This is a genomic window from Sporosarcina sp. P34, assembly GCF_002743375.1.
In the GTDB taxonomy this organism is placed as follows: Bacteria; Bacillota; Bacilli; order Bacillales_A; family Planococcaceae; genus Sporosarcina.
Genome location: NZ_PDZC01000003.1, coordinates 288,887 through 314,858, shown reverse-complemented (window position 1 = coordinate 314,858; position 25,972 = coordinate 288,887). Strand labels below are relative to the sequence as shown.

The window sequence follows — 25,972 nt, the reverse complement described above, 5'->3', positions numbered from 1 at the left end:
TTCTCCACTATTTATACTCGTCTATTTTGAACTCAATACGGCAGGAAGCCAAGTAGCTAACGTTGGGAACAAAATGAAAATAAGCGTTGCAATAAGTTGGATGATAATAAACGGAAAAGTTGCACGATAAATCTTCTCGATACTTACCTTATCGCCCACCGCACTCTTTAGATAGAAGATCGCAAATCCGAATGGCGGTGTCAAATATGCTAATTGAAGTACCACCATGAAGACAACACCCCACCAAAGGGGATCAAAACCAGCATTTGCGATAATCGGTGAAATTATCGGAGCTGCCAGCATAATCAATGCCATTGTCTCCAGAAACATTCCTAGTAAAATTATGAAAGCCAAAGAGAAAGCTAAGATGCCCCATTTACCTCCAGGGGCCAATTGAGCCATTTCGGAAACAAAACGATTTCCACCTACTCCAGAGAACACAGCGGAAAATGCTGCCGCGCCAATCAATATCCAGCCTACCATCCCCGTCATTTTAGTAGATTCTTTAAGCGCTAGATTGATCTTCACCAAATTTAAACGCTTGGTGAATAGACCAATAAGTAAAGTGCCCAGAACACCAACTGCCGCTCCTTCGGTAGGAGTCGCAATGCCTGTGAAAATTGAACCAAGTACTATCACGATTAAAATCATCGGTAAGATGACAGACTTCGTTGCCAGCAGTTTCTCGCGAGTTGTAGCACGATCCTCTTTTTCTAACGAAGGGGCCGTACTCTTGTTTTTATAAGCACGGAATAAAATATACGCTATAAACAATCCAATTAAAATGAATCCAGCACCTAAGCCTCCAGCAAATAAACTAGATACCGATACACCAGTAATAGCGCCATAGACGACCATGTTTAAACTTGGTGGAATAAGTTGTCCTAGTGTACCTCCTGCCATGATCGATCCTAAACTTAATGATTCATTATATTTATACTTCATCATCTGCGGTAATGCGATTAATCCTAGACCGATTACGCCCGCTGCAACTACCCCCGAAATCGCACCGATAATTGCACCTACTAAAATGGTCGCAATCGCTAGTCCACCGCGCAATGCACCTGACCACTTGTAGACAGCATCATATAATTCGGTGATGATATTGGATTTTTCCAATAAAACGGACATCAGAATGAATAAAGGAATTGCAATAAGTGTGAAATTGTTCATCACACCCCAAACAGCGCTAGTTAATAGACTAGTACTATCAATCCCCCACATCATTAACGCAAATACTACACCAACTGTAGATAATGCAAATGCTATTGGTACTCCTAAAAACAGAAGGAGCATCAATAAAACGAACATCGCAATTGGAGCATACTCAAATAGAAGAATCATCTGCGCTACCTCCAGTTGCGATTTTATAGATTTCGACCCAAGCTTGTAACCAAACTAACAAGCCACTGATTGGAATAAACCACTTGAACCACCATATCTGTGGGTTAAACGAACTCTGATGAGATGAATGCTCCATTATCATTGTCGATTCGATGGCCATAAGAGATCCACGGTAGATCAGGAACGAAGCCACTAAAATGACAAGTAACATTGCAAATATACCAAAGAACTTATTCCAACTAGGAGACAATAAACGCGGAATGATATCCACTGCGATATGGCCTTTCACTCTAAGCACTTCTGCTCCCGCTAGTAATATGGATACCCCATATATGAAAATCGGCACTTCAAAACCCCAATCTGGTGCATCATGCAAAAAGCGTCTCGTGATGATGGTATAGATGACTATTAGCGTTAGTGGAATCATTAGATAGCCTGCTATTCTTCCAGCGATAGACGACATTTTTTCTATTATAGTTGTTAAGAGAATCATGTAGCCACCGCCTATTCTTTATAACCTATTTTTTTTGCTTGTTCGATATAACCAAGTTCAGCTAATAGATCAGCATATTGTTCTACATATTCTTTACTTGCTTCACTTTTTTCTTTATAATCATTCAACATTTCGAATCCTTTTTCACGCATTTCCTCAATATCTTCTTCTGGCAATTGAATGAATTCAATGTCTGGATTGGTCATCCATTCAGTTTTTGCTTTTGAACTTTCTACGCCATATGCAATGGCAGATTGATAGCGCACTTTGTCTCTTGCTACCTGCACAATCGCCTTCAAATCATCAGGCAACTCTTCCCAAGATTTCGGATTCACGATTAGCTCTTTATCGGAACTCGGCCCAACATGTAAAGCAGGTTCGATAATGTATTCCGATATTTCATTTAACCCCATTTCCCCATTCACCAGATAATCATTAAATTCCGCTGCGTCTACTGTCCCTAGTTGTAGACCTGTATAGATTTCAGGTGCAGATAATGAAATAGCGGATGCACCAAGTTTTCCATAAAAAAGACTCGCCACACCAGCAGCACGAATGTTCTTTCCTTTGAAGTCATCAGCAGAACGAATCGGTACTTGCGACATCAAGATTTCTTCGGGAGCATAATCGAATGCACCCAAGCTATTGATTCCATGCTTTTCATAGGCTTTATCCATAATAGGCTGTAGCTTTTCCGAACGATAGAAATGTTCTTCAAAGCCTGAAATCGGATCGCCGGGAATCGTGCCTCCACCTAAAGCAAAAACAGGATCTTTACCTGTCCAGAAACCTGTATAGACAGCAGCTAGATCAACAACACCATTTTTCACCATATCAAATGTTTCATTTGTCGGGAATAAAATATTGGCACCAAACGGCTCAATCACTAAGCGGCCGCCTGACATTTCTTCTACTGCTTTGACAAATGGCAATATCGTTCCATCATACCGCGCAGTACCTGGTATTTGATGCGTGACCATACGCCACTTATAAACTCTTTGTTCTCCTTTAGGTATGGTTTGATTAAGTTGACAGCCAGATAAAATCATTAGAAAGATGAGTAGCAAACTAATAAACGATAAAGATTTATTCAACATATTACTCCTCCTTTTTTGAAATCGCTTACATTCTGATAATTACGTCTAATCGTCAGAATTAATTCATTATAATTACAGTGTGAGTGTAAAGTCAACAAGATTTTCTTTTTTACTGTAATTATATTGCTATGTTATTTTAATGGATTTCCAGTACTAAATACTTTTTTATATTACAAAAGTGAAAACAATAAAAAACAGTCTCTGAAAATCTGATTATCCAGACTTCCAAGACTGTGTGTACTATAATTTAAATTCATTCTAACATAGGCTATATTATTCAATTTCTACCTTCAATTGATTTAGGAACTGGACCATGAATTCATGCCGCTCTTGTGCCAAACGCGTACCTTCCTTCGTGACCATCAATTCGCTAAGTAATAATAACTTCTCGTGAAAATGTGTGACAGTAGCCGTTTCTTTTATACGGTATTCTGACTCAGACATATCCATTCGCGCTACTTCTTGTTGATCGTACAGTTTCCTGCCGCGTGCCCCGCCAAATGCAAATGCTCGCGCAATGCCGACAGCGCCAATGGCATCCAAACGGTCAGCATCTCTGACAATTGCGCCTTCAATGGATGTAATATCTTTTGCATTGCCACCACTGAATGAAACACTTTCAATCGCGGACATCACATTGTCTGCAATCTGTTGTGACGCACCTATTTTTTCAAGCAACTCTATCGTAGTAACTTCATGCATCTCTTCATATTTTGCATCTTCTACATCATGCAACAGAACTGCCAAACGGACGACTAGTTCATCAGCACTGGGTTCTGTCGCTAAAATTTTCTCTGCATTTTTCATTACACGATCAATATGATCAAGATCATGACTCGCATCAAATTTATTATAAATACCTATAACTTCCATTTTACATTTTGCTATCATTTCTTGCATTGAATCCCTTCCCCCTTTTTCCATTAGTTATATGCGATTACAGCCCAGATAATCAGTTCTTTTTTCCTGACGAATGAAATTCATTTCGTTGAATTACTGAGACAAATCGTTATAGTCCTTCCATTTTTAAAGCAGAATTTACTGGGGCACCGTATTCTTCACCGTAATAAAGTTTAACATGCATCCCGATGTTGTGAATACTTATTACAGCCTTGTCGTACTATAAGCTGTTTAGGCAACCCTATCAATCCATTTTCCGTGTCTTGAATCATTAATACACATTACTCCATTCAGGAACAGCAAGGATTCTAAACATAGTTCGACTTGTAAGAATACGGATAACATGCAGATTGGATTCAGCAATAAAATTGGAAGATCACGCATCAAAAATGTAGTCGCCTATCATTCGACACATTCGCTTCCTATTTATATACCTATTAGAAAATAACGATAGGAGCAAGCCTATGGATTGTGATTCAGTCAAACTTTACTATAATCAACGGCAGACGTTTTTCGACAAAAAAAGATCCTTGCTTATAACTGTTGACAATTTGCCAACAACCATTTATTATTTTGAGAGAAGTAGATATTTTTACCGGTGTAGTAGAATTGGAGGGGGAGTGTCATGTCAGAAAGTAGTCTTGGTCTGTCTGTCGGGCAGTTGTTGCGTGAGGTTTTAGAAGATCGTTCATTGTCCATGCGCAAACTAAGCGAGCTTACAGATATTGACACTTCAACCATCTCCAGAATCATTAATGAAAAACGTAAAGCAACACTGGATCATCTAGAAAAATTCGCAATAATTTTAGAAATTCCATTAGCCAAGTTACTTCACGCGGCAGGCTATCCGGTTGATCATAAAGATGTGATTCATTCTACATACGATGAAACGATTCAACAACTGGTCGAAACTTCAGAACTTCTATCTGCGGATATCTCTATTGAAAAAGTCGAACATCAACTTGCAAGTTACGAAGCATATGTTCAAAGCACTGATGGAAGAGAAAGAATTTTACATGACTTCGATAACAAGTTAAAACTGGCGGGCGGAGTAGGTCCATTCGTCGATCAAATGAAAGAATTATTTACACGGTTTAAAATGCAAGATGTTGCAAAACGTGATCTAGCCATTATCGGCAGCGCATTATTATACTTTATCATTCCTGTAGATGTCATCCCGGACTACATTTTTGCGGTCGGATATCTAGATGATGCGATCGCGGTCCAAATTGCTTCAAGCGTTCTAACAAAGAATTCATAATTAAACGAGTAGGTGTGACATTAATGGAAAACAGAGAGACTGGAAAGCGTCGTAAGAAAAAACTTAAAAGAAAATATAAACGATTAATATTCATGATATTCACTTTGCTACTGTTAGCGGGTGGCGGATACGTCACTGCACAATATTCAAACGGCTTATCGTTTGCTAGCGGCGGCAAAACAAATGAAATACATACAGAACTTAGCGACAGCAGTAATACTTTTTCTACTAGCGATTCCGCTTTTGACGACTTTGAAGGCGGCGAATCACAATTTGGAGAAATTAACGTATTGTTGATCGGTGATGATGCAAGAGGCGACGAAGATGACACACGTTCAGACGCTTTGATGATCGGTCACTACGATCAAACAACAAACAAAGTGAAGTTAATCTCGTTGATGCGTGATATATACGTCGATATTCCAGGACACGGTATGGAAAAGATCAATGCCGCTTATGCACTTGGAGGACCTGAATTAGTACGACAAACGATCAAGCAAAATTTCGATGTAGATGTACAATATTATGCGATTGTTAACTTCGAAGGTTTCTCAAAAATCGTCGATGTAATCGCTCCTGACGGTATTGAAGTCGATATTCCATATGAGATGTCACACGGTCTAGGTTTAACTCTCTATCCCGGCCAACAAAAATTGAACGGGGATCAATTACTCGGTTATGTACGATTCCGCCATGACATCCACAGTGATTACGGTCGCGTGCAACGTCAACAAGAGGCATTAGGGAAACTGAAAGATGAAGCGATGAGTTTACAGACACTCGTCAATATCCCGAAATTAATGGGCGTTATTGGCCCATATATTGATACGAACATCGACAGTAAAACGATCTTTACAATTGCTAAAGGTATGTTAACTGGTGGAAAAGATAACGAAATGGAATCACTACGTATTCCGGTAGAAGGATCATTTGGAGACTTGCGCACAGATGTTGGTGCTGTTCTCGAGATTAACCTAGAACAAAACAAACAAGCATTACGCGAGTTTTTATCAGTAGAGGATGAATCAGTAAACGACGAAAGTGAACAATACGGAGAATATGCAACAGATCCTGAAGATAGTCAAAATCAACAATACTAAAAACGATATAGTCTCACAGAAAAATAAGCTGTTCCAGTCATTCAACCGACCGGAACAGCTTATTTTTACGTCGTCAATACTATTTCCCCATCGTCTTTCTCCCTTGCAATCGCTGCTGTGCTTCTGCTACCACTTCCAAATCAAATGTACTACCTATTATTAGTCGGAAATCTCCAATTTGTACATATTCTATTATGCGGAACCTCGATTAGAAAGTGTAGGGACTATTCACATCATACTTAAAACTGATCCATACTCGTTTCATATGAAAAAACTGAGAAGAAACAAACACTTTTTTCTTCTCAGTTCCTCCTTACTGTTCTTTCATAGCAAATACTTCACTCACCTTATGACTCTTCTTCAAAATCAATCTCAAATGTCTCAACAGAATGATCTAGAACGTCCTCTTTTTCAAAAAGCATGTGTTTATACTCAAAGTTTTTAAACATTTCAATCTGATCTTTATAATGTTGAGAATACTCACCGTCTTGTCTAATGAAACCGATCTGGCCAGGTGGTGTAACATTCATGCCTACAGGGCCGTTCTCTGTCATTTCAACAAAATGATTCTCACTTCCGCGATTCATTAAAATAATGGGTTGCTGATCTCCTAGTCCATGCGGCACCCCTATAAGGGATTCAGCGCCGAATGTCATCGTCTCAATCGGCATGATCCAATCTTTCATGGATGCGCCATATTCTTTTTCCAGATCCACTACAACTTGATCAAAACTTTCACGTGCAATTTCTTCAAGGTTACGTCCCTTTAACCAATCATTTTCTACTTGTAACGCTGCTTTATCTCCTTGAATGAGGTGGGACAATAAGCCTGATCCACCTGATCGATGATCTACGAACGGTCTCATCTTTTCGTAAAACTTACCAATGTCTTCTTCTGTAACGTTCACAAAGAACTGATCCCACCAAGCCTTCATAATTGTTGCGCCAGGTGAATCATAGTAGCCATCATTGTTTTTATCTTCATTTAAATTATTCCAATCTTCCAGAATGGAGATAGCTGTCTCATATTTACGGTGGTTATCTACTTTTGTTGAAAGAGCATCTAGCAAAAATGGCTTGAACCAACGTGTCTTTAAATTGACAAAGCTCGTTTCATAGTTGACTTCATTTACATCTTCAATCGATAATTTTTTTCGTGCACTAATTCTATCAATAAATTGATGATTCCGGTGATCTGTTCCCCACATATAGTTTTGTTCATTCGTATTCCAGTTTGGCGCAGGTTTGTTATTCCAATTCGCTACAAAACCACGTTCAGGATTGACTTCGTGTGGATTATCCGCTGTGTCTAGAAAACCTTTCCACTCATATTCACCTGTTCCTGGTGTGGGGAAACGCCAATCTACTCGTTCATCCCGCTCAGGTATTTGACCGACATGATAGTAAGCAATTTCACCTTTTTTATCAGCATAAAACCAATTCAATGACATGGTATACTCTCTTGCAGCTTTCGCAAATTCTTCTTGATTCGTTGCATAGTTCATCTTTACATAAGCTGCCCAACTGTCTGCTTCAGTTCCTCGAAAAGCCCATTTTTTACTGTAAGCAATATGATTGTCATCATCTTTAAAAATAACGGGACCATGAACACTATCGTGAAATTCCCGAGTAACAGTTTCAATCTCCCCATTATCTTTTTTCACATCAATACTTTCAGTTCTTTTTTCAAAGTCCACCCATTCCCTATTGTACTTATACTCATTTGGATTATTGGGATTTACCTCTTCTTCAAAAATATCCGATACATCGCCATAGCCAGCGGTTGCTGTAAAGGCAAAGTCATTCGTCGCACCAAACATAATGAATGGATATCCAATAAATGACGAACCTTGAATATTAAGATCTGGACCGTGAAGTCCGACTTCATAAATAAAGCCCGGTGCTGTAAAACCTACTTGTGGTCCACCAAACATGATGGGATTACCAGATTTAGATTTTGAAGCGCCAATAATCGCGGCATTACTACCTACTTTTAGTGGCACCCCTAGCTCTTGCCTTTTCCCAATAAAATCTTCTCGCATCGAGGACACGGTCTCGCCCGCGAACGCGACTTGCTCTAGCGTCTTAGTATTTGCAAATGGCGTTCCTTTACCAATCGAAGCATCGCTATCCGAACTTGTTGGTGCGTCCGGATCGTTTATCCAAACCATATCATTAAAAATTGCTTGCGCCTTTTCTTCATCGTATTCATCTAACAATTTGGCATAAATAGTAGCATTTTCAAGCTCTTGCTCTTGATCCATGAAGGCCGTCATAGAAGCCATGTACAAGCGAAGAACATCTACACTTGTCCAATTTGCTGGTTTCAAATCATACTCAGAAAATTCCTTTGATAATTTAGTTTCGGGATCCTCAAGGGCCTCTTTGACATAGCGATCAATCCCACTTGAAAAGTTTTCAATGATTTCCTTCGCAAAAGGATCCATTGTATCGATCATTTTTTGAATCGCCTCATCAGTGTGTCCATCACGTCGTATCTTTTCATCATGCGCTAGATACTCTTCCCCAAATACCTCTGCAGCAGTACCTTCATTTGCTCGTTTAAACATCTCTAGCTGAAATAGTCGATCTTGTGCCATCACATAACCATAAGCTTTGTATAAGTCTTCCATCGAGTCAGCATAAATATGTGGAACCCCAAATTCATCGCGATGGACTTTAACAGCTTTGGAAACACTTTGCACTTTTTCACCTAATAATACATCCTCTTTTGAGCAGGCAGATAAGAAAATCAGAACTAAAATTAGTGTCATATGCATAAGTAATTTCATTGAACGCTTCATTACATAACCACCTTATCAATTATTATGCTTCAAATTCATTCAAACAGCGTGTGTTCCTACTAGTGTAAATCACTACATTCTAATACCAATACTTCAAAAAAATTTCCGCCTAGTGATAGCGCTATCATTTTTAAAGAGCTTCATATCGCAAAATCCTACATCCCCTTCCCATTCTCCATTTAATCACCAATCTACCGAAGTGGACTAAATATCCAATTCGTATAACAGTTTTCAAACGGCAACTGTGTTTTACATTATAGACATCCACTTTTGTATGTCAACAATATTAAAAATATTCAAACATTAAATAATTAATCTTCCCAACAAAAATAGGTACAAAAGAGTACTTATCATCACTTTCGACTGCTCCCTATACATTGGTTATACGCTTTAAAATTAAATAGACGTAAAGTAAAACTTTTTCATGTAAACTTTTAAGTAAAAGACTGATGTTATATCATTTTTCGAAAACAGTAAAACTTCCTACCTCATTAAAATCCTTTATAAAAACTACTATGTCCGAAAACTCCTCGACCAATTTTGTATTATTTCCCATTACTACAGGTGGTACTTTATACTCCTTTTCCCTTTATTAAACTCCAACTGTAAAGATCTCAAAAAAATATCGTTCTGACTCGCAAGGCCAAGAAACGAAAGAAGATAACACATTACCCATTGCTGCTCGGATTAACATAGGGACTCGCGTATGGTTTCATCTCCTGAACTTTTATATTGCCTTCTCTATCAACAAAAAGCGCCACACATGTTGTTTGGACAACATGTGTGGCGCTTTTTAAATTTCTAACCTTCTCCTAAACTGTCTTGATAATGTCCTAGAAGGGATTCGAACCCCCGACCTACGCCTTAGGAGGGCGTTGCTCTATCCAGCTGAGCTACTAGGACATGATAGAAATGAGAATCACTTTAATCCATATGCTGATTCAAAGTGTTCTCATGCTTATGATTAATCGTTAGCTGTACCATCATAATCGTCATTAAACCATAATTGCTCTTCATCATCCACATCGCCATTATAGTTGATCAAAATCTCTTCTCCAGCTTTAATATCTTTGTAAGCAGAGAAATCAAATGTATGATGATCAAAATTAATATCATAGGTCGCATTGGGCTCATAGGAATGATTAAATAACATTCCGTAGCCAAGCAGGACTGCCGAATGGTTTTCTCCATATTCGAAAGCATAGTCAGATAGAACGGTTTTTTCAATATGTTGATGTTGCTCATTTGGATAGGGAATAACTGGTGCCTCGTGTAACAGCTGTCCTTTTTTAATATCGCATGTTGCGAATACACCCCTATTGAACTCTCCTTCGCCAATTGGAGAAAGTTTTATCTCTATCATATCTTTCACCCACTCGCTTGTAAATTATACTTTGCAAGTATACCATTAATCAAACCAGATTGCTGATTTCTTTTCTTAGACTTAAAGCGAAAAATCTATCTTTTGAGGAATCGAGTTTAGCTATAATTGTTCAACGAAAAGACTTGATCCACTTCCGCCTTATCATATTCAAGAATCCAGTCAGTATATTGTTCATAAAGAAATCGAATGGATTCTTTGTCAGACGCTATGATATCACACCCGCGATCATCATATAGGTGATAAATGATATTCTTCGATTGATTAATAAAGAAAATATCATAACCACTTTCAGGATTATGTTTTAAAATCGTTGTCGGATCAGCGAAATCTTCATAACAAATCGCTTTCAGCAATTGCTTATACCGAACATCCTGTTTCTTACAAGATAGCGAAAAGCGATGCGTTACAAGTTCTTCCTCATCGCCATAGAGATTAGGAACCGTCGAAAACCGCAATTTATATAACAAATCTTTTCGTTTTACATATTTGGAATAGACATGTAACGGTTTTGCACGTAGGAAATGATTGTTTGTATGAACATCAGTGACTAGTATGATGTCATCCTCGTCTCTAAATACCGCCTCGAATAAAGTAATGGAGCGGTAGAATGCTTGTTTTAAAAAATCCGGTTCATCATATGCAATAGACTCTGAAATTTCAAAGCGTATGGCTTTATTCGTTTCATAAAATAGGGCGGGTGCCAGTTCAATTCCATAGAAGTAATTCGTTAAATATAATTCTACAGCTTTCATTATTTCACTCTCCATTATACATGCACTACTTGACAGCTAATGCGATATCTCTCAGTTCAATTAGCGCATCATCAAGATTTTTCACAAGAAGCTTCGCATCCTGTTCATTCCGGCTAAAACTAGAATAGTTTATTATCAATCGATTTTTCAGTAGGACATAAAAAATTCCATAGCCGTCTTCTACTACTGGTCCAAACATACAACTTTTGACTTCGGGATGTGTCATATTGCTAGTGGAAATAAAATCATGACGCATTTTTAAATAGCCGGGATCGGAAAATAGTGCAGGTGATTTTTCTATCCCCAGCTCATCTTTAAACAGTGAAAGTATTTCTTGTAATCCAAAGAGATGTCTTTCCACGCCAAACCCCATTCGTGCTTCTTCTAAACGAGCGGAATGTGCAGTACTTGCATGTTGCATTAATCGATATACTATCGCGGGTTCTAGTGGATCCTCTACTATCGCTTTAACCAATGCCAAATTTTCTGTGCTTGAAGGACGTATGCATTCCGTTCTTCCTTCTTTGAATAAGCGCATCGACACCGCTTCATATGTGCTGCGCATTGTAGCGAATGTTTTATATTGGGCAACTTGCAGCGCCATATGGAAAAATGCATCTGGACTGAATCCAAGTTGTTTTATTTCATCAGTACCAAACGCCTCAAAATTTTGCACATGAATAAAATAATTTTGAACGGTTTTTTCATTTTCTATTTCCAATTTATGAAACTCTTCTAGTAATTCAGCCGATAAAATCCACTCCAACTTTTCTGCTCCAGGCCGCCCTTTCTTTTCGATGCTTTCTGTATCCGTTGAATTAAGCTGGTCTTGTATATATTGTATTACCGCGAAACTCGTAGTTCCATCCACTGCCGTATGTTCCACACTATACCCAACCTCGCCCGCTTTAGTAATGACGATTTGCAATGTCTTATCAAAGTATTTATTTTTGCCGCCCAGTAGTAAATTTTGTATCGCTTCATCGGAATTTGTACTTTCTTCATCTATCGATAGAACGACTAGAGAATCCGCTATGCTTTGTAGATTTTCGGCATTGATTGTAGTTACTGAAAGTTGTTGATAAATATTCGCTGCTTTATTTCTATTTGTTGTAGTAAAAATCCCTACATTTTTTCCAGCTGGCTCTTTCAATGAAATAATCGATTCAATGACACTCGACAATGCCTCACTGGAATAAATTATACCGCGTTGATTAGTGACAGGAATGGAGAAGATATTACCATTAGTCATCAGGCTAATATGATTTTCCACTTTCGAGTATTCCGTGACGTAATGACCATCCCGGTGAATTTTAGGAATTCGGACAGATCGGAAGAAGTTAGGATACTGACTCATGTCGAGCGGCATTCCCCGCGAAATTTCAGGGGCAGCTTTTTCATCCATGATCGCATGATAAAACTCCGCTACGGATCGACTCACTTTACCTGCTAACTCTGCAATTGTCCGTAGTGGATATTGCTGATTGTCGAGTAAAACATTAAAATTACTGCTTGTATGTAACGAATTGCGGGATGTGAGATAGACATTATCCCAAAATGGTTTTAGCCAACTGCCTGCAGTATCTTCTTGCCAAATCTGAAGCTTTTCCTGCAGCATTTGCGCTTCTCCGCTTTCTTCAAAAAATTGTTGAACAACTTTCTTTGTCTCTTCGAATTCTTCTTTGCCAATTAATGGTTCAATCGCCTCCAGCAGTTTCCTTTTCGTATCTTCCAGCTCAGGAATTGGTACGGAGGGTAAATGTTTTTGGAATTTGAATGTCATCAATAGTAAGAGGAACCCCCTTTCGATTATACTGTCTACACTTTTCTGTACATACTGTTAATAGTTTCATGTTAATTAATATATAAACTCTCTAATAAATAATATCATATAAAAAAATCTCCCACCTATTTTAATGGGAGATTCTTGTCTTATTCGCGAAATCGCTTATTTAGTGTTGGTACGTAATCAATTATTAGAACTAGACATTATACTTTCTGAGCTCGTTTTTCCTTAATACTTATTAAAGCACCTATCACTACAATCGCCACTAAAACTCCCCAAAAAATCAATTTCCATTCAGTGGAGTGTGGAAAATCTAGTGGTAAGAATCCTAATTTTTCATGCGCTAACGTTAGGACAGTCAACTTGACTCCTACCCATCCGACAATAACGAAAGCCGTTGTCTCTAATTGCGGATAGTTCGCTAGCAACTGGACGAATTTATGAGCAGCGAATCGCATAATGACGAGCCCGACTAAACCACCGGCTAGCATGACGCTAAACTGGCCTCCGTTAATTCCACCTATCACTATATCTCCTAATGGAGGCAATGTGATGGCCAATGCCACTGCAGCGAGCATTGAATCCACCGCAAAAGCAATATCCGCTAATTCTACTTTCAATACAGTCATCCAAAAACCAGAACCCTTAGTCGCTTCAGGTTCTATAGAATGCTCTTTCCCCTTTTTCTGATCGTAAATATGTTTGATTGCGATAAACAGTAAGTACGCCGCCCCAAGCGCTTGGATCTGCCATACATTAACCAACATTGTGATCATGAACAGCGCTGCAAACCGGAATACAAATGCTCCGATTAATCCATAGAACAACGCTTTCTTTTGTTGCATTCTTGGCAAGTGTTTAACCATTACTGCCATAACTACTGCATTATCTGCAGCTAATAATCCTTCCAACGCGATCAATACTAATAAAACCCATGCGTACTCCAATAAAATTGCTTCCATTCATCGTCCTCCTCAAATTTTTTACAACAAAAAAGACCCTTGCCTAATAAAAGGCAAAGGTCTCGCTAAGCAAAATTTTGCTATCACAACCGATGGTAGTAAACCATGTACTGACGATTGTGAAATAGGTTTCCCTATAGCTACTCCCCTTTGACATAAAGTCAAAGTCTATTGAGTTGTATTTGTAGTTTAGCACGTGAATAGCCATTTGCAAAGTAATATACTACTTAAAGGAAATAAAATTTATTAAAAGCAACTGTACACTTTATGATGTTTAGCTCAACTGGTAAACAATCAAATTTCCTATATAACAGGAAAGCTAATAGGTAGATTCTGTAAAGTACTATCATGTATCATATACATATAATGAAAAAAGTGAGGTTACATACTATATGAACAAAAAACAATTGCGGTGGACCGTAGCTAGTGCAGCCATATTGCTGATAGCGCTAATTATTGCCATTGCGAGCAACAAAGAAACAACCGAAACTACAACAAACAAGCCAGCATCATCAGAAAGTTTGATACAAAATACAACAACGGAACAATCTACTAAAACACCACTCACAGAACAGCCCGAGAAAGAACAGCCTAAAATGAATGAGATCAAAAAAGATGTAAGGGAACCGGAAAAACCAATAGAAGAACCGTCATCGAAACCGGCTACAGAACAATCTGACACCGTTTCAGATGCACCTTCGACACAGCCATCAACAACCGTACACAAACCAGCTAAACCAGAAAAACAAACGGCTCCGTCTACTTCGGCTTCCATACTTGATGGTACATATCTGGTGGGAACTGACATCGAACCGGGTGAATATTTAGTTTTCTCCAACGGACTTACACTTCTGGAAAATACAAAAGATCAATCAGGAAATCCTGACAGTATTGTATTTAATGTTGCACTGGATGGACGTTCCCACACATATGTCACATTACGCGAAGGAGAAAACTTTACATTAAAAGGTGGGGAAATGTATCCTGTAGCTTCCGCACCTAGTATAAAACCCGCTAATGGAATATATAAGGATGGCCAATACAAAGTAGGTACAGATCTCCCAGCTGGTTCCTATACATTGTTTGTAGATGATCAAAGCGATATAGGATTTTATGAAATTAGCAAAAATAGCCGGCAAGATATGATGGATCTTCTCATAAGTGACGTAGTAGAAAGTGAAATGTCTATCAATATATCGAATGGTCAATATTTGACGATCCGAAATGCCTATTTAGAAGTACAATAAAAAGCACACACAAAACCAATGAGGTTTTGTGTGTGCTTTCATTTTTAAATCTTTTGCATTTCACTACCCACCCATTACAACAATCTTCATCTCGCCACTCTCTTATCTAATAGCCTAGGTTAAATAAACTAGATGACTCTCAAGCTATATAGAAACTAACTCTATTTAGGTTTCTCATTTAATTACAGCTTGATAATTAATCCGCAAAGTCTGTGACCAAACGTCTTAGTAAGACTAGTGTTTCTCTTCGTAAAACTTGTGCTGTTTCGATTTCCAACTCATCCTTTTGATCAAACGAAGATGTACGAATACTGTTCACCCAATGTGTGAGGTACTTTACAACCTTTACTTTATCTACATTTCTTTTCAGTAGACTAGTACCATTTGCGCTAAGATAATGATAGAAACTACCAAGCGTGGCGTAGTGATAATACTCTTCACTGCCAATTTCAACAGAAGTGAGTCCAGATTCCGGTATCGCCACATCTATTAAAGGCATCGTCTGTTTGGTTACTTTTTTACTAACTAACATATGACTGAGGTACTCCTCCACTGCCTTTACATAGTCTGCTATAATAAACGCGGCTTTTTGACTGGATAGTTGACTTTCTGGCTTATAGGCATCTTCTAATTCACGCCATTTTACTTCAGCAAACGTTAAGAGTCGTTTCACTTCACTAGATTTCAACAAGCGAGATAATTGTTTAGCCGACTTTTCAAAGCGTTCTTTTTCTTCCTCACCGAAAATTAGCGCACTATGATGATGAAGTGAAGTAAAGGTCTCTTCCAGCAGCGTTAACGCCTGTTTAGGATCGATTGGTTCTAGATCATATTGCTCAGACAATTGTATTCTTGCTTCTACGTTTGGTGATAGATCATGCAAGTAGAACTCTGTCAGATATTCATCTAATTGAATCAATGCATCGGAAGTCATGATTTCGCGGTATTCGATTCCTATATCAGGTACCAAAGAGAGAACACGGTTTCTCAACTTCATACCTTCATTACCTAATTCCCAACCTATCAATAAATTCAATGCTGGTTCTTTTACCTTGCCTTCTTCTGATGTTAACGTTTTATCCGCTTTATAAAAACAGATCATTGCGTTAAGTAAATTTCTTAAGATAGCATCTTGATCTTCAAACGGTAACTCCGTGAAATTAGCTGTACACATTTCTTCAATTCCACATTCATAAAAGAAAAAGTTGAAATCAGCTTGTATAAAGGAGTCTTCATGAATTTTTCCACCATGTTGCTCTTCAATAACATTCTTCATTCGTAATATGTACTCGGAAATTTTCGTTAACTGCGAAACGATATCCCCTTTATATTTCTCGATGCGATATTGAATTGCTTGAATATCCCCATGCAGTACATGCACTGCATGATAATCATATGCATACTTAGATAGATTTACCAAGCTAATGACAGTGGGAATATTATTCAAATCGAATAGATCATTGAATGTAATATAGAATTCCAGACCAACACTGTGCATCTCTTTATATTTCATCATATGAATCAAGCGTTCACAAAAACTTCGCTTCGTTGCAAAGTCGATCAGTGTATCATTATGAGCCACTTGTAAAAAAAGATCATACAGATTCATAATGGTCTTTTTCGTCACGCTCTCCAAAATATCCGGATCGCGCGTTTTATCCATTAGTACACTTAGTTCATTAAAGTACCTAGCAAGCGTCTGCATATGATCGGCACGCGCGTTATTTAACGTTGCACATAGCGGATAAATTTTAGTGTTGAATAGTTGCCAGGAATCTGCCACATGTCCTTCGTTATTAAAGAAATAGAACCAAAGATGGTATCGCCAATCCCCATTGGCTCTAATATCCTGATCCAGCTCAAACGGATCGAAGTCTTCACCATAAGCCAACGCTAGTAATGTTTCATTGTATTGACTCGCTAGTGTAATTTCACTCTCATACAAGTCTGACAGTTCTACTAGCAATGCGTACCGTTCATCATTCCTACATGCATTCATCACTTTTGTAAACGAAGGATGGTCGATGACGTGACAAACATCTAAATGACGTCCTTTAAGCAACCACTGACGCAACATATAATCTAAAAACTCTTCCGAATCTAAATAAGCCCCAAAATGTCGGGCTGAAAATTCCTGATAAATATCCAAACTATTTCCCCCTTAACATCTGACAACGCGTTGATCTGTACGGATAACAAACTTTATACTAAAAACAATAAAGTTTGAGCTATCCTTATCATATCGCGATTACTCTTTTTTCTCTACCTGGAATTATAGTTTCAAAAGAGGATCTTCAACGGCTTTATATATTCATTTTACTATAAACAAAAATATAGAGTATTCCTGGGTTTGAGGAAATACTCTATATCTTTAAACTTTTAGTATGATAACTTGTTGAATGAAATGCCTTACAGTTGCAATGACTCGTTCTCTACTCTGCTGGATTTCCAGTGTCTTCTTCCACTTGGTATTCTAATATATCCCCAGGCTGACACTCTAAAGCCTTACAAATCGCATCTAAAGTCGATAGTCGAATCGCCTTCGCCTTTCCATTTTTTAGTATAGAGATGTTTGCCATTGTAATCCCAACTCGCTCGGAAAGTTCGGTAACACTCATTTTCCTCTTGGCTAACATTACATCAATATTGATTATAATTACCATGTTATTCACCTCAGCTCAGACTATTAAATCATTTTCCTCTTTTATATCGATTGCTTCTCTTAACAGCCTTTGGAGAACAGCAGCAAAGACCGCAATCACCATGGAAGCAAAAATAGGAATCATTCCGACTATTACCAGACCCGGGGCGTCGTCTATCTCTGCCATGATAAAGACGAATGGAAGGGCTACTACATATAAGCCGCTAATTATAATCGCGCAGTATTTGATTTTCTTTAAAGCCCTAACAGATAACTCAGAGAACGCTTGATTTCCATCGATAAAGTTTAATAGGTTAAATGTTTGGTACAAGGCAAAATAAAATGGGATCACTGAAATATAGATGACTACTAAAATACTATATACTGCATAAGCAAAATCCCAACCTCTTTCAGTAGCTTCTTTTGCCTCAATAGCTAACTGCGGCAACAAAAATATGCACACAGCAAGAACTGGAATACCAATTAAAATGACAGCTATCTTTAAAAATAGAGTTGTTCCTCGTTTCATAAAAAGCACCTCGCATATCTTCTACATTGTACATTTCACTTTACCATTTAATTTATCGAGTTTCAATAAATATATATTGACTATGAACATATCATTACTGCAAAATATATATGAAAATCTTTCTGTGTCCTTTCATCATAGATGATAAATCACAAACCAGATATGTATTCATGCAGCTTTGACAACCTATCTATTCAAAAAAAAGCTGACCCCACTTATATTTAATAAATGGAGTCAGCTTTTTACTATTTAGTAGTATAACTATGAAAACAAGATAGAGCGCTCCTACTATCAGTTAGGCACCCGATGATGTTTTATCTTGAACAATATTTGCAAACAGTTACTCTGGTAAGTTCAACTGCCAAGAAATGCCGAATTGGTCATTCAGCCATCCGAATTTTTTACTGAATCCATAGTTATCTAAAGGCATGAGTGCTGTTCCATTTTGCATCATTTTATTATAAAGGCTGTCAATTTCCTCTTCAGTTTCACAAGTTAGATAAATAGAAAAGGAAGGAGTAAATGTAAACTCGTGATCAATATGGCTGTCGATACACATGAACTCTTGTCCCTTTAACGAAAATACCGCTTGTATCACTGTACCTTCTTCACCAGGTCCTTCCGCTCCGTAACGCGCTATGCTTTTAATTTCTGAGTCTTCGATGAGTGAAGTGTAGTATTTCATAGCTTCTTCTGCAGTTCCGCCCTGAAACATTAAAAATGGTTTTACGTCCTTCATATTGTATAATCCTTTCTTTTTTAAAACTTTATTTTCGCTTCCCTATTGCAACTAGCTACTTACACGTCATTTACCCTTTGTAGCTAACTCTACCTGTTTCCACTAATTCCTTGAGTCCCATAAACATATAATTCCAGCCAACTTCCGTGCCATCATGCATTTCTGTAAGTGCTTTTTCGATTTCAGACTCTGTCCAATTCACTTCTTTCGCAACATGGATTAATTGTGTGAATGTCATCTCGCAGCCTTGCTCGAGCTCTTTTAGTTCAACTGTTATTGTATCTTCTAAATCGCTCATTTCTGGCATCTTAAAAGTGAACATCACTTTTTTCGGACGATCAATTTCAAGATACTCCCCAATCGCTCGGTAATCTTGTCCTCCTCTATGGTCAATAATTTCCCAAGTACCGCCTACTTTAGGATTACTTCGCGTCACTTTATTCGTGCCTTCCAAAGTGAAAAACCACTTTTTCATCATTTCTGGGTTCAGCCATGCATCAAATACTTTTTCAGATGCTACATTAAAATTTCTTACCATTTTTAAAGTCGTAGATGAAACTTTACTCATACCTGCACCTCTTTTGATTATAGGTTCCGTGCCATCCGCCGATTCAAAACTTTACGACTCGGATTAGTTATTGTTAAGAAACTTCGTCTTCGTTAGTTAAACTCAATTGCCAAATTACATTGAATTTATCCGTGATCTGACCATAAAGTTTCGACCAGAAAGTCTCTTGAAGTTCCATTCCAACGGTTCCCTCTTTTTTTAGTTTTTCATAAACCATTTGTAACTTTTCTGCCTCTGCACATTGGTAAGCTAAGCTAATGTTGTTTCCAACTGTGAAAGGCGAACCAGGGAACGTATCAGAAAACATTACAGTGCTTCCTTCAATAGCTAATCGAGTATGCATAATTAAGTTTTTTGCCTCTTCCGGAAGAGGGTATTCTGGATTTGGAGGTTGTTCCCCGAAAGTCATAAAGTTAGGTTTTTCGGTTTCAAAAACTTCTGCATAAAACTCAACCGCTTCACGGCAATTTCCCTTAAATATTAAATAAACATCGATAGCCATTGTTCATCACTCCTTTAAAATAATTAAACCTAGTAAAATCATTACTAACCATTATATGTCTTCAGTTTAAGGTTATAATCCTCACAAAACAACCTTATTATTGTGCCTTTTTATCTGGTTGATGAAATCCAAAAATATTACCCTCGGTATCCAAATAATAGCCTTGCCAAGCCATTCCTGGCAACGCGTATTTGGGTATTGCAACGCTGCCTCCATGATCGAGAATTTTCACTTCGGTCGTATCATACTCATCGATTCCCATAGTACAAGCATAACCATTTAGTGGTTGGTTCGGTTCTGGTGGCGGACCTTGACGTTGCATTAAGGCTCCATCAATTCTAAAACCATGATCATCATCAGTCACTGCTCCATAGTAAGGGAGCCCCGCGTACTCACTCCAGTCTTGATAGGTCCATCCGAATACATCTCTGTAAAACTTTTGTGCCCTTTCCATGTCGTCTACGTGAATTTCAAAGTGAACAACTCTTCCCATCTTTACTCCTTCTCCTTTTAACTCCATTTTAATTTGTCAGTAGTAATGAGTATGTCTTCCTCGTGCGTCTTCTATCCCCCACAACTCTTAAAGGGCAACATTTCACAAAGTATATTACGAATAAATGTAGAAAAGGTTATAAGCTAAGAATTTGTATGGCTTTTGTATGAAATACTTTGGCATTTTATTGTTACTAGTTGAAGTCACATACAAATAGCACGGTATACATTGATTTAACAATGTTACCGTGCTTTTTAAATTCGTATCTAGATTTCACTTCATTGCGTCTCAAGAAGACATGAAAAAATGTACTAGTAGCAATTGTTTGCGCGCTGTGTGTATACGTTTTGTATATCCATTCTCGAAAATGGAAAATTGCTGATTCTGACACGTAAATAGTTAATTAAACGTCCCTATCGGTGACGCTGATCTGTCTGCTTCCATCACACCGGATAAACTGGATGCTTACGTTCCGTAAACTGGATATATTTCGTCGCATATGCTTCGTAGCGCGTAATCAGCTCATCGCGCAGTGAGTCTGCTGGGATGATGCCGTCAATAATCATTTCGGAAGCTAAATGGTAAATGTCGATATCTTCTCTGTATTCGTTGCGCTTTTCTTCTATATAAGCTGCGCGCTCTTCTTCGGGTAGCGCAGCAATTTTGTTTGCGTAGACTGCGTTGACAGCTGCGTCAGGCCCCATGACAGCGATGGAAGCGGATGGAAGTGCTAAACACACATCCGGTTCAAATGCCGGGCCTGCCATGGCGTACAAACCTGCGCCGTATGCCTTGCGGACAATGACGGAAATTTTTGGCACAGTCGCTTCTGACATCGCGGAAATCATTTTCGCACCATGGCGGATGATGCCTGCGCGTTCAACTTTTGTTCCGATCATGAATCCTGGCACGTCGACTAGGAACAGCAGCGGAATATGAAATGCATCGCAAAGGTTGATGAACTTTGCCGCTTTGTCAGCAGTGTCGTGGAATAGCACACCGCCTTTAACGCGCGGCTGGTTCGCGATAATACCGACCGCTTTTCCATCGATGCGCGCAAGGCCTGTAATGAGCTCGCCTGCAAATAGTTTCTTAATTTCGAAGAATGAACCTTCATCGATAATCCCTTTGATCAAGTCATGCATATTAAACGGAGCGTTTTCATTTTTCGGAATGATTTCCTCCAGTGCCTTATCCAACTGTTTTGGAGCCACTGCATCACGTACAGGTGGCTTTTCCGAGAAGTTTGCCGGGAAATACGATAAATATCTTCGCGCCGCTGCAATTGCGTCTTCTTCGTTTTTTGCGAGCACATCACCGCATCCTGAAGTTGAGCAGTGCATTCGTGCGCCGCCCATTTCTTCGAGTGTTACTTTTTCACCGATTACCATTTCCGCCATGCGTGGTGATCCAAGGTACATCGAAGCATTCTTGTCGACCATAATGACGATATCGCAAAACGCTGGGATATACGCACCGCCAGCAGCTGACGGACCGAACAAGACGCAGATTTGCGGAATACGACCGGATAATTTTACTTGATTGTAAAAAATTCTCCCTGCACCGCGGCGACCTGGGAACATTTCGACTTGATCCGTAATTCGTGCACCTGCTGAATCGACTAAGTAAACGAGCGGCACATTCAATTTTTCAGCAGTTTCTTGGATTCGGATAATTTTTTCCACTGTTCGCGCGCCCCATGAGCCTGCTTTGATTGTGGAATCATTCGCCATGACGCAAACAACTTGGCCGTTAATCTTCCCCATGCCCGTTACCACTCCGTCAGCAGGAAGATCGCCCGCCATGCAGTTCGCGAATTGACCGTCTTCGATTTCAAGATCCGAATCGAATAATAATCTTAAGCGGTCACGGACGAACATCTTCCCTTGTTCCGTATTCTTCTCATGGTATTTTTGCGCGCCACCTTTTTTAATCTGCTCTACTCTTTCATTCAATGCTTGCTGCAAAGATTTCGTATCGGTTGTCATAGTCCTGCCTCCCTTATGATCGTTCATCATTCGCCAGTATATACAGGCTTGCGTTTTTCCTTGAATGCCTGCAGTCCTTCGAGTCGGTCTTTGGAAGGAATCGTCACTTCATAGGCGTTTTGTTCGATTGCGAGCCCCGTCTGCAGTTCTACGTCATAGCCGTGGTCAATCGCGAACTTCGCCTGCGCGACAGCGAGCGGACCGTTGGCAGCGATTTGTCCCGCGACAGTAAGCGCTTGATCCATCAACTGAGCAGGCGCCACCATGTATTCAGCGAGGCCGATTTCTAATGCTTCTGTCGCTTCGACTCTGCGCGCTGTGAAAATAAGCTCTTTCGCACGTCCTTTGCCGATCAATCTCGGCAGACGTTGCGTACCGCCAGCACCTGGAATAATGCCGAGCGAAGTTTCCGTTAATCCAAACTTTGCCGTCTCCGCTATAATCCGAATGTCGCATGCCAGTGCCAGTTCTGTCCCACCGCCGAGCGCAACTCCGTTGACTGCAGCGATGACCGGCTGCGGCAATGATTCAATGCTGTTTATTGTCTGACGAATCAACGAAACCGTCTTGCGCACCTCGACTGGATTCATTCCTAGGCGTTCCTTTAAATCCGCGCCTGCACAAAAAGCTTTTTCACCAACGCCCGTTATAATAACAACGCGGATTTCCCGGTCGTAGCGGCATTCCTCCATTGCCTCATAAAGCTCGCCCAGCATGTCAACTGACAATGCATTCGCTGCTTGTGGACGATTCAATAAAATAATTGCAATTCCATCGCCGCGCTTTTCTACTACCACATTATTCCCCATCTACTCACGCCCTTCACTTATCATGCGCACCGGCAGCCTGCAAGTTCTTACTTGGAAGCGCGCGGCCGATTTTTTCTTGAATAAACGCGGACGCCGCTAAAATTTGCCTATCATTTACGCCGGTATGAATACCCATGCCATGCAGCATATACAACACATCTTCTGTCGCTGCATTGCCTGAAGCACCCGGTGCATACGGACAGCCACCGAGCCCGCCAACTGAACTGTCGAACACCGTAATGCCCATATCAAGTGACGCTAGGACATTCGCTAAAGCTGTCCCGCGTGTGTCATGGAAATGCATCGCCAATTTGTCTGCTGGAAAACGTTTCAGCAGTACGTCAAGTACTTCCTGGACTTGCCGAGGATTCGCAACACCGATCGTATCGCCAAGCGACAATTCGTCAATGCCCATGTCAAACAGCGACTCCGTCACGCGGACGACCGCTTCTATATCGACTACGCCTTCATATGGACAGCCGAACACTGTAGACACATAGCCCCTCGTTTTCTTGTCTGCCGCCTTCGCGTCTTGGACAATTTCTTTTAATACAGGTAGTGTATCGGTGATCGTTTTATTAATATTTTTCACATTATGCGTTTCGCTTGCCGACATGAACACCGCCGCTTCATCGATATCTGCCGCAAAAGCCCGTTCAAGCCCTTGACGATTCGGGACGAGCGCTGAATAAGAGACGCCTGGCTCCCGATTAATGCCCGCCATTACATCAGCTGCGTCCGCGAGTGCCGGAATCCATCTAGGATTGACGAAAGACGTCACTTCAATCGATGTCAGACCGCTTTTAGACAACTCATTAATCCAGGCGATTTTGTCCTTTGTCGGAATGAAGATTTTTTCGTTCTGCAGTCCGTCACGCGGTCCAACTTCTTTAATCGTAATTGTTTTAGGCCATTTCATCGTTTCATCTCCTTCTACAGGAATTATTCAATGACTGCGATGACGTCTCCTTCGTTGACGAATTCGCCTTCGTTCACTTTTACAACTTTTACAACACCGTCAAAATCAGTTGCAATCGGTATTTCCATTTTCATCGATTCCAAGATGACGATGTCTTGATCTTCTTCTACTTCGTCTCCTGCTTTTACGAGTACTTTCCAAACGCTTCCTGCCATGCTTGCAGTAATCTCTGTCATAGTAATCCCCCCAAAAAGTCATTTCGTTTGTTTTTGTTTTTTCTTTTTCTTCGTCAAATATTTTTCCACGAATTCCGTTGTCGTATCCCCAATACGGAATGCTTCATGTGCTGCTATTTCCTGAAGCATCGGAATATTCGTCTTGATGCCTTCGATATGGTAGTTCGAAAGCGCTTCCTGCAGGCGGTCGATCGCTTCGTCTCGGTCTTTACCTTTGACGACGAGTTTTGCAATCATCGGGTCATAAAATGGTGTGACGATCGACTCGCCGTGGACGGCCAATTCGTGGCGGATGCCCGGTCCTTCTGGCAACTTAAGTTTTGTGATGGTCCCCGGTGAAGGGAAAAATGTTTTCGGATCTTCAGCGTAAATACGTACTTCAATTGCATGTCCGTCGCGTTTGACGTCTTCCTGCGCAAATGTAAGTGTTTTTCCCGCTGCGATATCAAGCTGCTCTTTCACTAAGTCGAGCCCTGTAATTTCTTCCGTAATCGGGTGCTCAACTTGCAGCCGTGTATTCATTTCGAGAAAGTAGAAGTTTTGGTCTACGTCGACTAAAAATTCGATCGTGCCAGCATTTCTATAGCCAATAGACTTCGCTGCTTTAACCGCTGCTTCGCCCATTTTTCTTCTTGTCTCTTCTGAAATGAATGAAGACGGCGCCTCTTCTACGACTTTTTGGTGGCGACGCTGGATTGAGCACTCACGCTCCCATAAGTACACTGTATTTCCACTATTGTCCGCTAAGATCTGAATTTCGATATGGCGCGGATTCTCCACGAATTTTTCAATATACATCGCGCCGTCACCGAAGAAATCAGTCGCTCGTTTTTGATTGCCTTCGAACGCTTTGTGAATTTCGTCCGCGCGGTAGACGACTTGCATACCGATTCCACCGCCGCCTGCAGACGCCTTCAGCATAACGGGATAGCCGATAGTTTCTGCCGCTTCAATTGCTTCTTCCGCGTCTGCAAGCGCACGAGTGATACCCGGCACAACTGGGACACCGGCTTTTTCCATCGCCTTGCGCGCTGCAATTTTGCTGCCCATTTCAGAAATGACTTCAGGCGACGGCCCGATGAACACGAATCCCTCTTCTTCGCAGCGACGTGCAAATTCGGCGTTTTCAGAAAGTAGACCATACCCTGGGTGGATCGCTTCTGCTTTCGACTGATGCGCCGCTTCTAAAATTTTATCGATTTTCATATAACTTTCCGTTACGCGCGGTCCGCCGAGCAAATATGCTTCATCCGCATGCTTGACGTGGACAGCTTCCGCATCCGCTTCCGAATAGACACCAACTGTTTTAATACCGAGCGTTCTGCATGTGCGCATGACACGAGCAGCTATTTCCCCGCGGTTCGCAATCAAAATCTTATTAAACATAATATCCACCCTTTCAATTAATCATGTAATCA

The 25,972-nt window shown here is 40.0% G+C and carries 24 protein-coding genes and 1 tRNA gene; 3 read left to right on the top strand and 22 right to left on the bottom strand.

The window, feature by feature from the left end; all coding sequences use genetic code 11:
- Window positions 1–21: 21 nt before the first annotated feature.
- The 4 genes from CSV63_RS07655 to CSV63_RS07640 form a co-directional block, all read right to left on the bottom strand.
- Window positions 22–1,344 carry a TRAP transporter large permease gene (locus CSV63_RS07655; RefSeq protein ID WP_099695303.1) on the bottom strand — a complete coding sequence of 441 codons (1,323 nt, stop codon included), beginning with the start codon at window positions 1,342–1,344 and terminating at the stop codon, window positions 22–24.
- The gene (locus CSV63_RS07650; RefSeq protein WP_099695302.1) at window positions 1,328–1,837 is read right to left on the bottom strand and encodes a TRAP transporter small permease subunit; all 510 of its coding nucleotides are present in this window, start codon (window positions 1,835–1,837) and stop codon (window positions 1,328–1,330) included. Before CSV63_RS07650 ends, CSV63_RS07655 begins: the two co-directional genes overlap by 17 nt.
- Window positions 1,838–1,848: 11 nt before the next feature.
- Window positions 1,849–2,934, bottom strand: coding sequence for a TRAP transporter substrate-binding protein DctP (gene dctP / locus CSV63_RS07645; protein WP_099695301.1), 1,086 nt, complete (start codon window positions 2,932–2,934; stop codon window positions 1,849–1,851).
- Between the two features lie 273 nt (window positions 2,935–3,207).
- A complete protein-coding gene (locus tag CSV63_RS07640; protein ID WP_099695300.1) occupies window positions 3,208–3,834 on the bottom strand; it encodes an HD domain-containing protein in 627 nt (208 codons plus the stop codon).
- 625 nt (window positions 3,835–4,459) lie between these two features.
- Here CSV63_RS07640 and CSV63_RS07635 point away from each other — a divergent pair.
- Both CSV63_RS07635 and CSV63_RS07630 read left to right on the top strand, forming a co-directional pair.
- Window positions 4,460–5,095 (top strand): DUF1232 domain-containing protein, encoded by a 636-nt coding sequence (locus CSV63_RS07635; RefSeq protein WP_099695299.1) that lies wholly within the window; start codon window positions 4,460–4,462, stop codon window positions 5,093–5,095.
- A gap of 23 nt (window positions 5,096–5,118) precedes the next feature.
- Window positions 5,119–6,195, top strand: coding sequence for an LCP family protein (locus CSV63_RS07630; protein WP_099695298.1), 1,077 nt, complete (start codon window positions 5,119–5,121; stop codon window positions 6,193–6,195).
- A gap of 347 nt (window positions 6,196–6,542) precedes the next feature.
- Here CSV63_RS07630 and CSV63_RS07625 read toward each other — a convergent pair whose 3' ends face one another.
- The 6 genes from CSV63_RS07625 to CSV63_RS07600 all read right to left on the bottom strand — a co-directional run bounded on the left by CSV63_RS07625 (window position 6,543) and on the right by CSV63_RS07600 (window position 13,883).
- On the bottom strand, window positions 6,543–8,999 hold the full coding sequence (locus tag CSV63_RS07625; protein ID WP_099695297.1) for a penicillin acylase family protein: 2,457 nt from the start codon (window positions 8,997–8,999) through the stop codon (window positions 6,543–6,545).
- An 829-nt stretch (window positions 9,000–9,828) separates the two neighbouring features.
- Window positions 9,829–9,902, bottom strand: a tRNA-Arg gene (locus tag CSV63_RS07620).
- A 61-nt stretch (window positions 9,903–9,963) separates the two neighbouring features.
- The gene (locus CSV63_RS07615) at window positions 9,964–10,362 is read right to left on the bottom strand and encodes an SET domain-containing protein (protein WP_099695296.1); all 399 of its coding nucleotides are present in this window, start codon (window positions 10,360–10,362) and stop codon (window positions 9,964–9,966) included.
- Window positions 10,363–10,478: 116 nt separating this feature from the next.
- Complete coding sequence (locus tag CSV63_RS07610) at window positions 10,479–11,135, bottom strand: DUF3885 domain-containing protein (protein WP_233191985.1); 657 nt, start codon at window positions 11,133–11,135, stop codon at window positions 10,479–10,481.
- A 25-nt stretch (window positions 11,136–11,160) separates the two neighbouring features.
- Window positions 11,161–12,918, bottom strand: a complete 1,758-nt coding sequence (locus tag CSV63_RS07605) for a choline/carnitine O-acyltransferase (protein ID WP_099695294.1) — start codon at window positions 12,916–12,918, stop codon at window positions 11,161–11,163.
- Window positions 12,919–13,124: 206 nt separating this feature from the next.
- Window positions 13,125–13,883: a TerC family protein gene (locus CSV63_RS07600; protein WP_099695293.1), complete on the bottom strand. Its 759-nt coding sequence runs from the start codon at window positions 13,881–13,883 to the stop codon at window positions 13,125–13,127.
- 392 nt (window positions 13,884–14,275) lie between these two features.
- On the opposite strand from CSV63_RS07600, the gene CSV63_RS07595 reads away from it, so the two are divergent.
- Window positions 14,276–15,130: an Rv1352/Rv1906c domain-containing protein gene (locus tag CSV63_RS07595; protein ID WP_099695292.1), complete on the top strand. Its 855-nt coding sequence runs from the start codon at window positions 14,276–14,278 to the stop codon at window positions 15,128–15,130.
- Between the two features lie 196 nt (window positions 15,131–15,326).
- Here the strand turns inward: CSV63_RS07595 and CSV63_RS07590 are convergent, their stop codons facing one another.
- The 12 genes from CSV63_RS07590 to CSV63_RS07535 form a co-directional block, all read right to left on the bottom strand.
- The gene (locus CSV63_RS07590) at window positions 15,327–17,279 is read right to left on the bottom strand and encodes a hypothetical protein (RefSeq protein WP_099695291.1); all 1,953 of its coding nucleotides are present in this window, start codon (window positions 17,277–17,279) and stop codon (window positions 15,327–15,329) included.
- Between the two features lie 283 nt (window positions 17,280–17,562).
- A complete protein-coding gene (locus CSV63_RS07585; protein WP_099695290.1) occupies window positions 17,563–17,793 on the bottom strand; it encodes a helix-turn-helix domain-containing protein in 231 nt (76 codons plus the stop codon).
- 15 nt (window positions 17,794–17,808) lie between these two features.
- On the bottom strand, window positions 17,809–18,300 hold the full coding sequence (locus CSV63_RS07580) for a DUF2975 domain-containing protein (protein WP_099674523.1): 492 nt from the start codon (window positions 18,298–18,300) through the stop codon (window positions 17,809–17,811).
- A 340-nt stretch (window positions 18,301–18,640) separates the two neighbouring features.
- Complete coding sequence (locus tag CSV63_RS07575) at window positions 18,641–19,039, bottom strand: VOC family protein (RefSeq protein WP_099695289.1); 399 nt, start codon at window positions 19,037–19,039, stop codon at window positions 18,641–18,643.
- 70 nt (window positions 19,040–19,109) lie between these two features.
- On the bottom strand, window positions 19,110–19,607 hold the full coding sequence (locus tag CSV63_RS07570) for an SRPBCC family protein (protein WP_099695288.1): 498 nt from the start codon (window positions 19,605–19,607) through the stop codon (window positions 19,110–19,112).
- A 73-nt stretch (window positions 19,608–19,680) separates the two neighbouring features.
- A complete protein-coding gene (locus tag CSV63_RS07565; protein WP_099695287.1) occupies window positions 19,681–20,109 on the bottom strand; it encodes a VOC family protein in 429 nt (142 codons plus the stop codon).
- A gap of 97 nt (window positions 20,110–20,206) precedes the next feature.
- Window positions 20,207–20,602 (bottom strand): VOC family protein, encoded by a 396-nt coding sequence (locus CSV63_RS07560; RefSeq protein ID WP_099695286.1) that lies wholly within the window; start codon window positions 20,600–20,602, stop codon window positions 20,207–20,209.
- Between the two features lie 443 nt (window positions 20,603–21,045).
- Window positions 21,046–22,590 carry an acyl-CoA carboxylase subunit beta gene (locus tag CSV63_RS07555; protein WP_099695285.1) on the bottom strand — a complete coding sequence of 515 codons (1,545 nt, stop codon included), beginning with the start codon at window positions 22,588–22,590 and terminating at the stop codon, window positions 21,046–21,048.
- 26 nt (window positions 22,591–22,616) lie between these two features.
- Window positions 22,617–23,399, bottom strand: coding sequence for an enoyl-CoA hydratase (locus CSV63_RS07550; protein WP_099695284.1), 783 nt, complete (start codon window positions 23,397–23,399; stop codon window positions 22,617–22,619).
- A 13-nt stretch (window positions 23,400–23,412) separates the two neighbouring features.
- Window positions 23,413–24,318, bottom strand: a complete 906-nt coding sequence (locus CSV63_RS07545; RefSeq protein ID WP_099695283.1) for a hydroxymethylglutaryl-CoA lyase — start codon at window positions 24,316–24,318, stop codon at window positions 23,413–23,415.
- A gap of 23 nt (window positions 24,319–24,341) precedes the next feature.
- Window positions 24,342–24,554 (bottom strand): acetyl-CoA carboxylase biotin carboxyl carrier protein subunit, encoded by a 213-nt coding sequence (locus CSV63_RS07540; RefSeq protein WP_099695282.1) that lies wholly within the window; start codon window positions 24,552–24,554, stop codon window positions 24,342–24,344.
- A gap of 18 nt (window positions 24,555–24,572) precedes the next feature.
- Window positions 24,573–25,940, bottom strand: a complete 1,368-nt coding sequence (locus tag CSV63_RS07535) for an acetyl-CoA carboxylase biotin carboxylase subunit (RefSeq protein WP_099695281.1) — start codon at window positions 25,938–25,940, stop codon at window positions 24,573–24,575.
- Between the last annotated feature and the right edge of the window lie 32 nt (window positions 25,941–25,972).

Bases quoted from the DNA above. Each gene is read 5' to 3' on its own strand.
- CSV63_RS07655 (WP_099695303.1), bottom strand. From the start codon at position 1,344: ATGATTCTTCTATTTGAGTATGCTCCAATTGCGATGTTCGTTTTATTG.
- CSV63_RS07570 (WP_099695288.1), bottom strand. From the start codon at position 19,607: ATGAGTAAAGTTTCATCTACGACTTTAAAAATGGTAAGAAATTTTAAT.
- CSV63_RS07540 (WP_099695282.1), bottom strand. From the start codon at position 24,554: ATGACAGAGATTACTGCAAGCATGGCAGGAAGCGTTTGGAAAGTACTC.
- CSV63_RS07580 (WP_099674523.1), bottom strand. From the start codon at position 18,300: ATGAAACGAGGAACAACTCTATTTTTAAAGATAGCTGTCATTTTAATT.
- CSV63_RS07560 (WP_099695286.1), bottom strand. From the start codon at position 20,602: ATGGGAAGAGTTGTTCACTTTGAAATTCACGTAGACGACATGGAAAGG.
- CSV63_RS07545 (WP_099695283.1), bottom strand. From the start codon at position 24,318: ATGAAATGGCCTAAAACAATTACGATTAAAGAAGTTGGACCGCGTGAC.
- CSV63_RS07640 (WP_099695300.1), bottom strand. From the start codon at position 3,834: ATGCAAGAAATGATAGCAAAATGTAAAATGGAAGTTATAGGTATTTAT.
- CSV63_RS07595 (WP_099695292.1), top strand. From the start codon at position 14,276: ATGAACAAAAAACAATTGCGGTGGACCGTAGCTAGTGCAGCCATATTG.
- CSV63_RS07600 (WP_099695293.1), bottom strand. From the start codon at position 13,883: ATGGAAGCAATTTTATTGGAGTACGCATGGGTTTTATTAGTATTGATC.
- CSV63_RS07615 (WP_099695296.1), bottom strand. From the start codon at position 10,362: ATGATAGAGATAAAACTTTCTCCAATTGGCGAAGGAGAGTTCAATAGG.
- CSV63_RS07575 (WP_099695289.1), bottom strand. From the start codon at position 19,039: ATGAAGGACGTAAAACCATTTTTAATGTTTCAGGGCGGAACTGCAGAA.
- CSV63_RS07625 (WP_099695297.1), bottom strand. From the start codon at position 8,999: ATGAAGCGTTCAATGAAATTACTTATGCATATGACACTAATTTTAGTT.
- CSV63_RS07635 (WP_099695299.1), top strand. From the start codon at position 4,460: ATGTCAGAAAGTAGTCTTGGTCTGTCTGTCGGGCAGTTGTTGCGTGAG.
- CSV63_RS07585 (WP_099695290.1), bottom strand. From the start codon at position 17,793: ATGGTAATTATAATCAATATTGATGTAATGTTAGCCAAGAGGAAAATG.
- CSV63_RS07555 (WP_099695285.1), bottom strand. From the start codon at position 22,590: ATGACAACCGATACGAAATCTTTGCAGCAAGCATTGAATGAAAGAGTA.
- CSV63_RS07650 (WP_099695302.1), bottom strand. From the start codon at position 1,837: ATGATTCTCTTAACAACTATAATAGAAAAAATGTCGTCTATCGCTGGA.
- CSV63_RS07605 (WP_099695294.1), bottom strand. From the start codon at position 12,918: ATGACATTCAAATTCCAAAAACATTTACCCTCCGTACCAATTCCTGAG.
- CSV63_RS07565 (WP_099695287.1), bottom strand. From the start codon at position 20,109: ATGGCTATCGATGTTTATTTAATATTTAAGGGAAATTGCCGTGAAGCG.
- CSV63_RS07630 (WP_099695298.1), top strand. From the start codon at position 5,119: ATGGAAAACAGAGAGACTGGAAAGCGTCGTAAGAAAAAACTTAAAAGA.
- CSV63_RS07550 (WP_099695284.1), bottom strand. From the start codon at position 23,399: ATGGGGAATAATGTGGTAGTAGAAAAGCGCGGCGATGGAATTGCAATT.
- dctP (WP_099695301.1), bottom strand. From the start codon at position 2,934: ATGTTGAATAAATCTTTATCGTTTATTAGTTTGCTACTCATCTTTCTA.
- CSV63_RS07535 (WP_099695281.1), bottom strand. From the start codon at position 25,940: ATGTTTAATAAGATTTTGATTGCGAACCGCGGGGAAATAGCTGCTCGT.
- CSV63_RS07610 (WP_233191985.1), bottom strand. From the start codon at position 11,135: ATGAAAGCTGTAGAATTATATTTAACGAATTACTTCTATGGAATTGAA.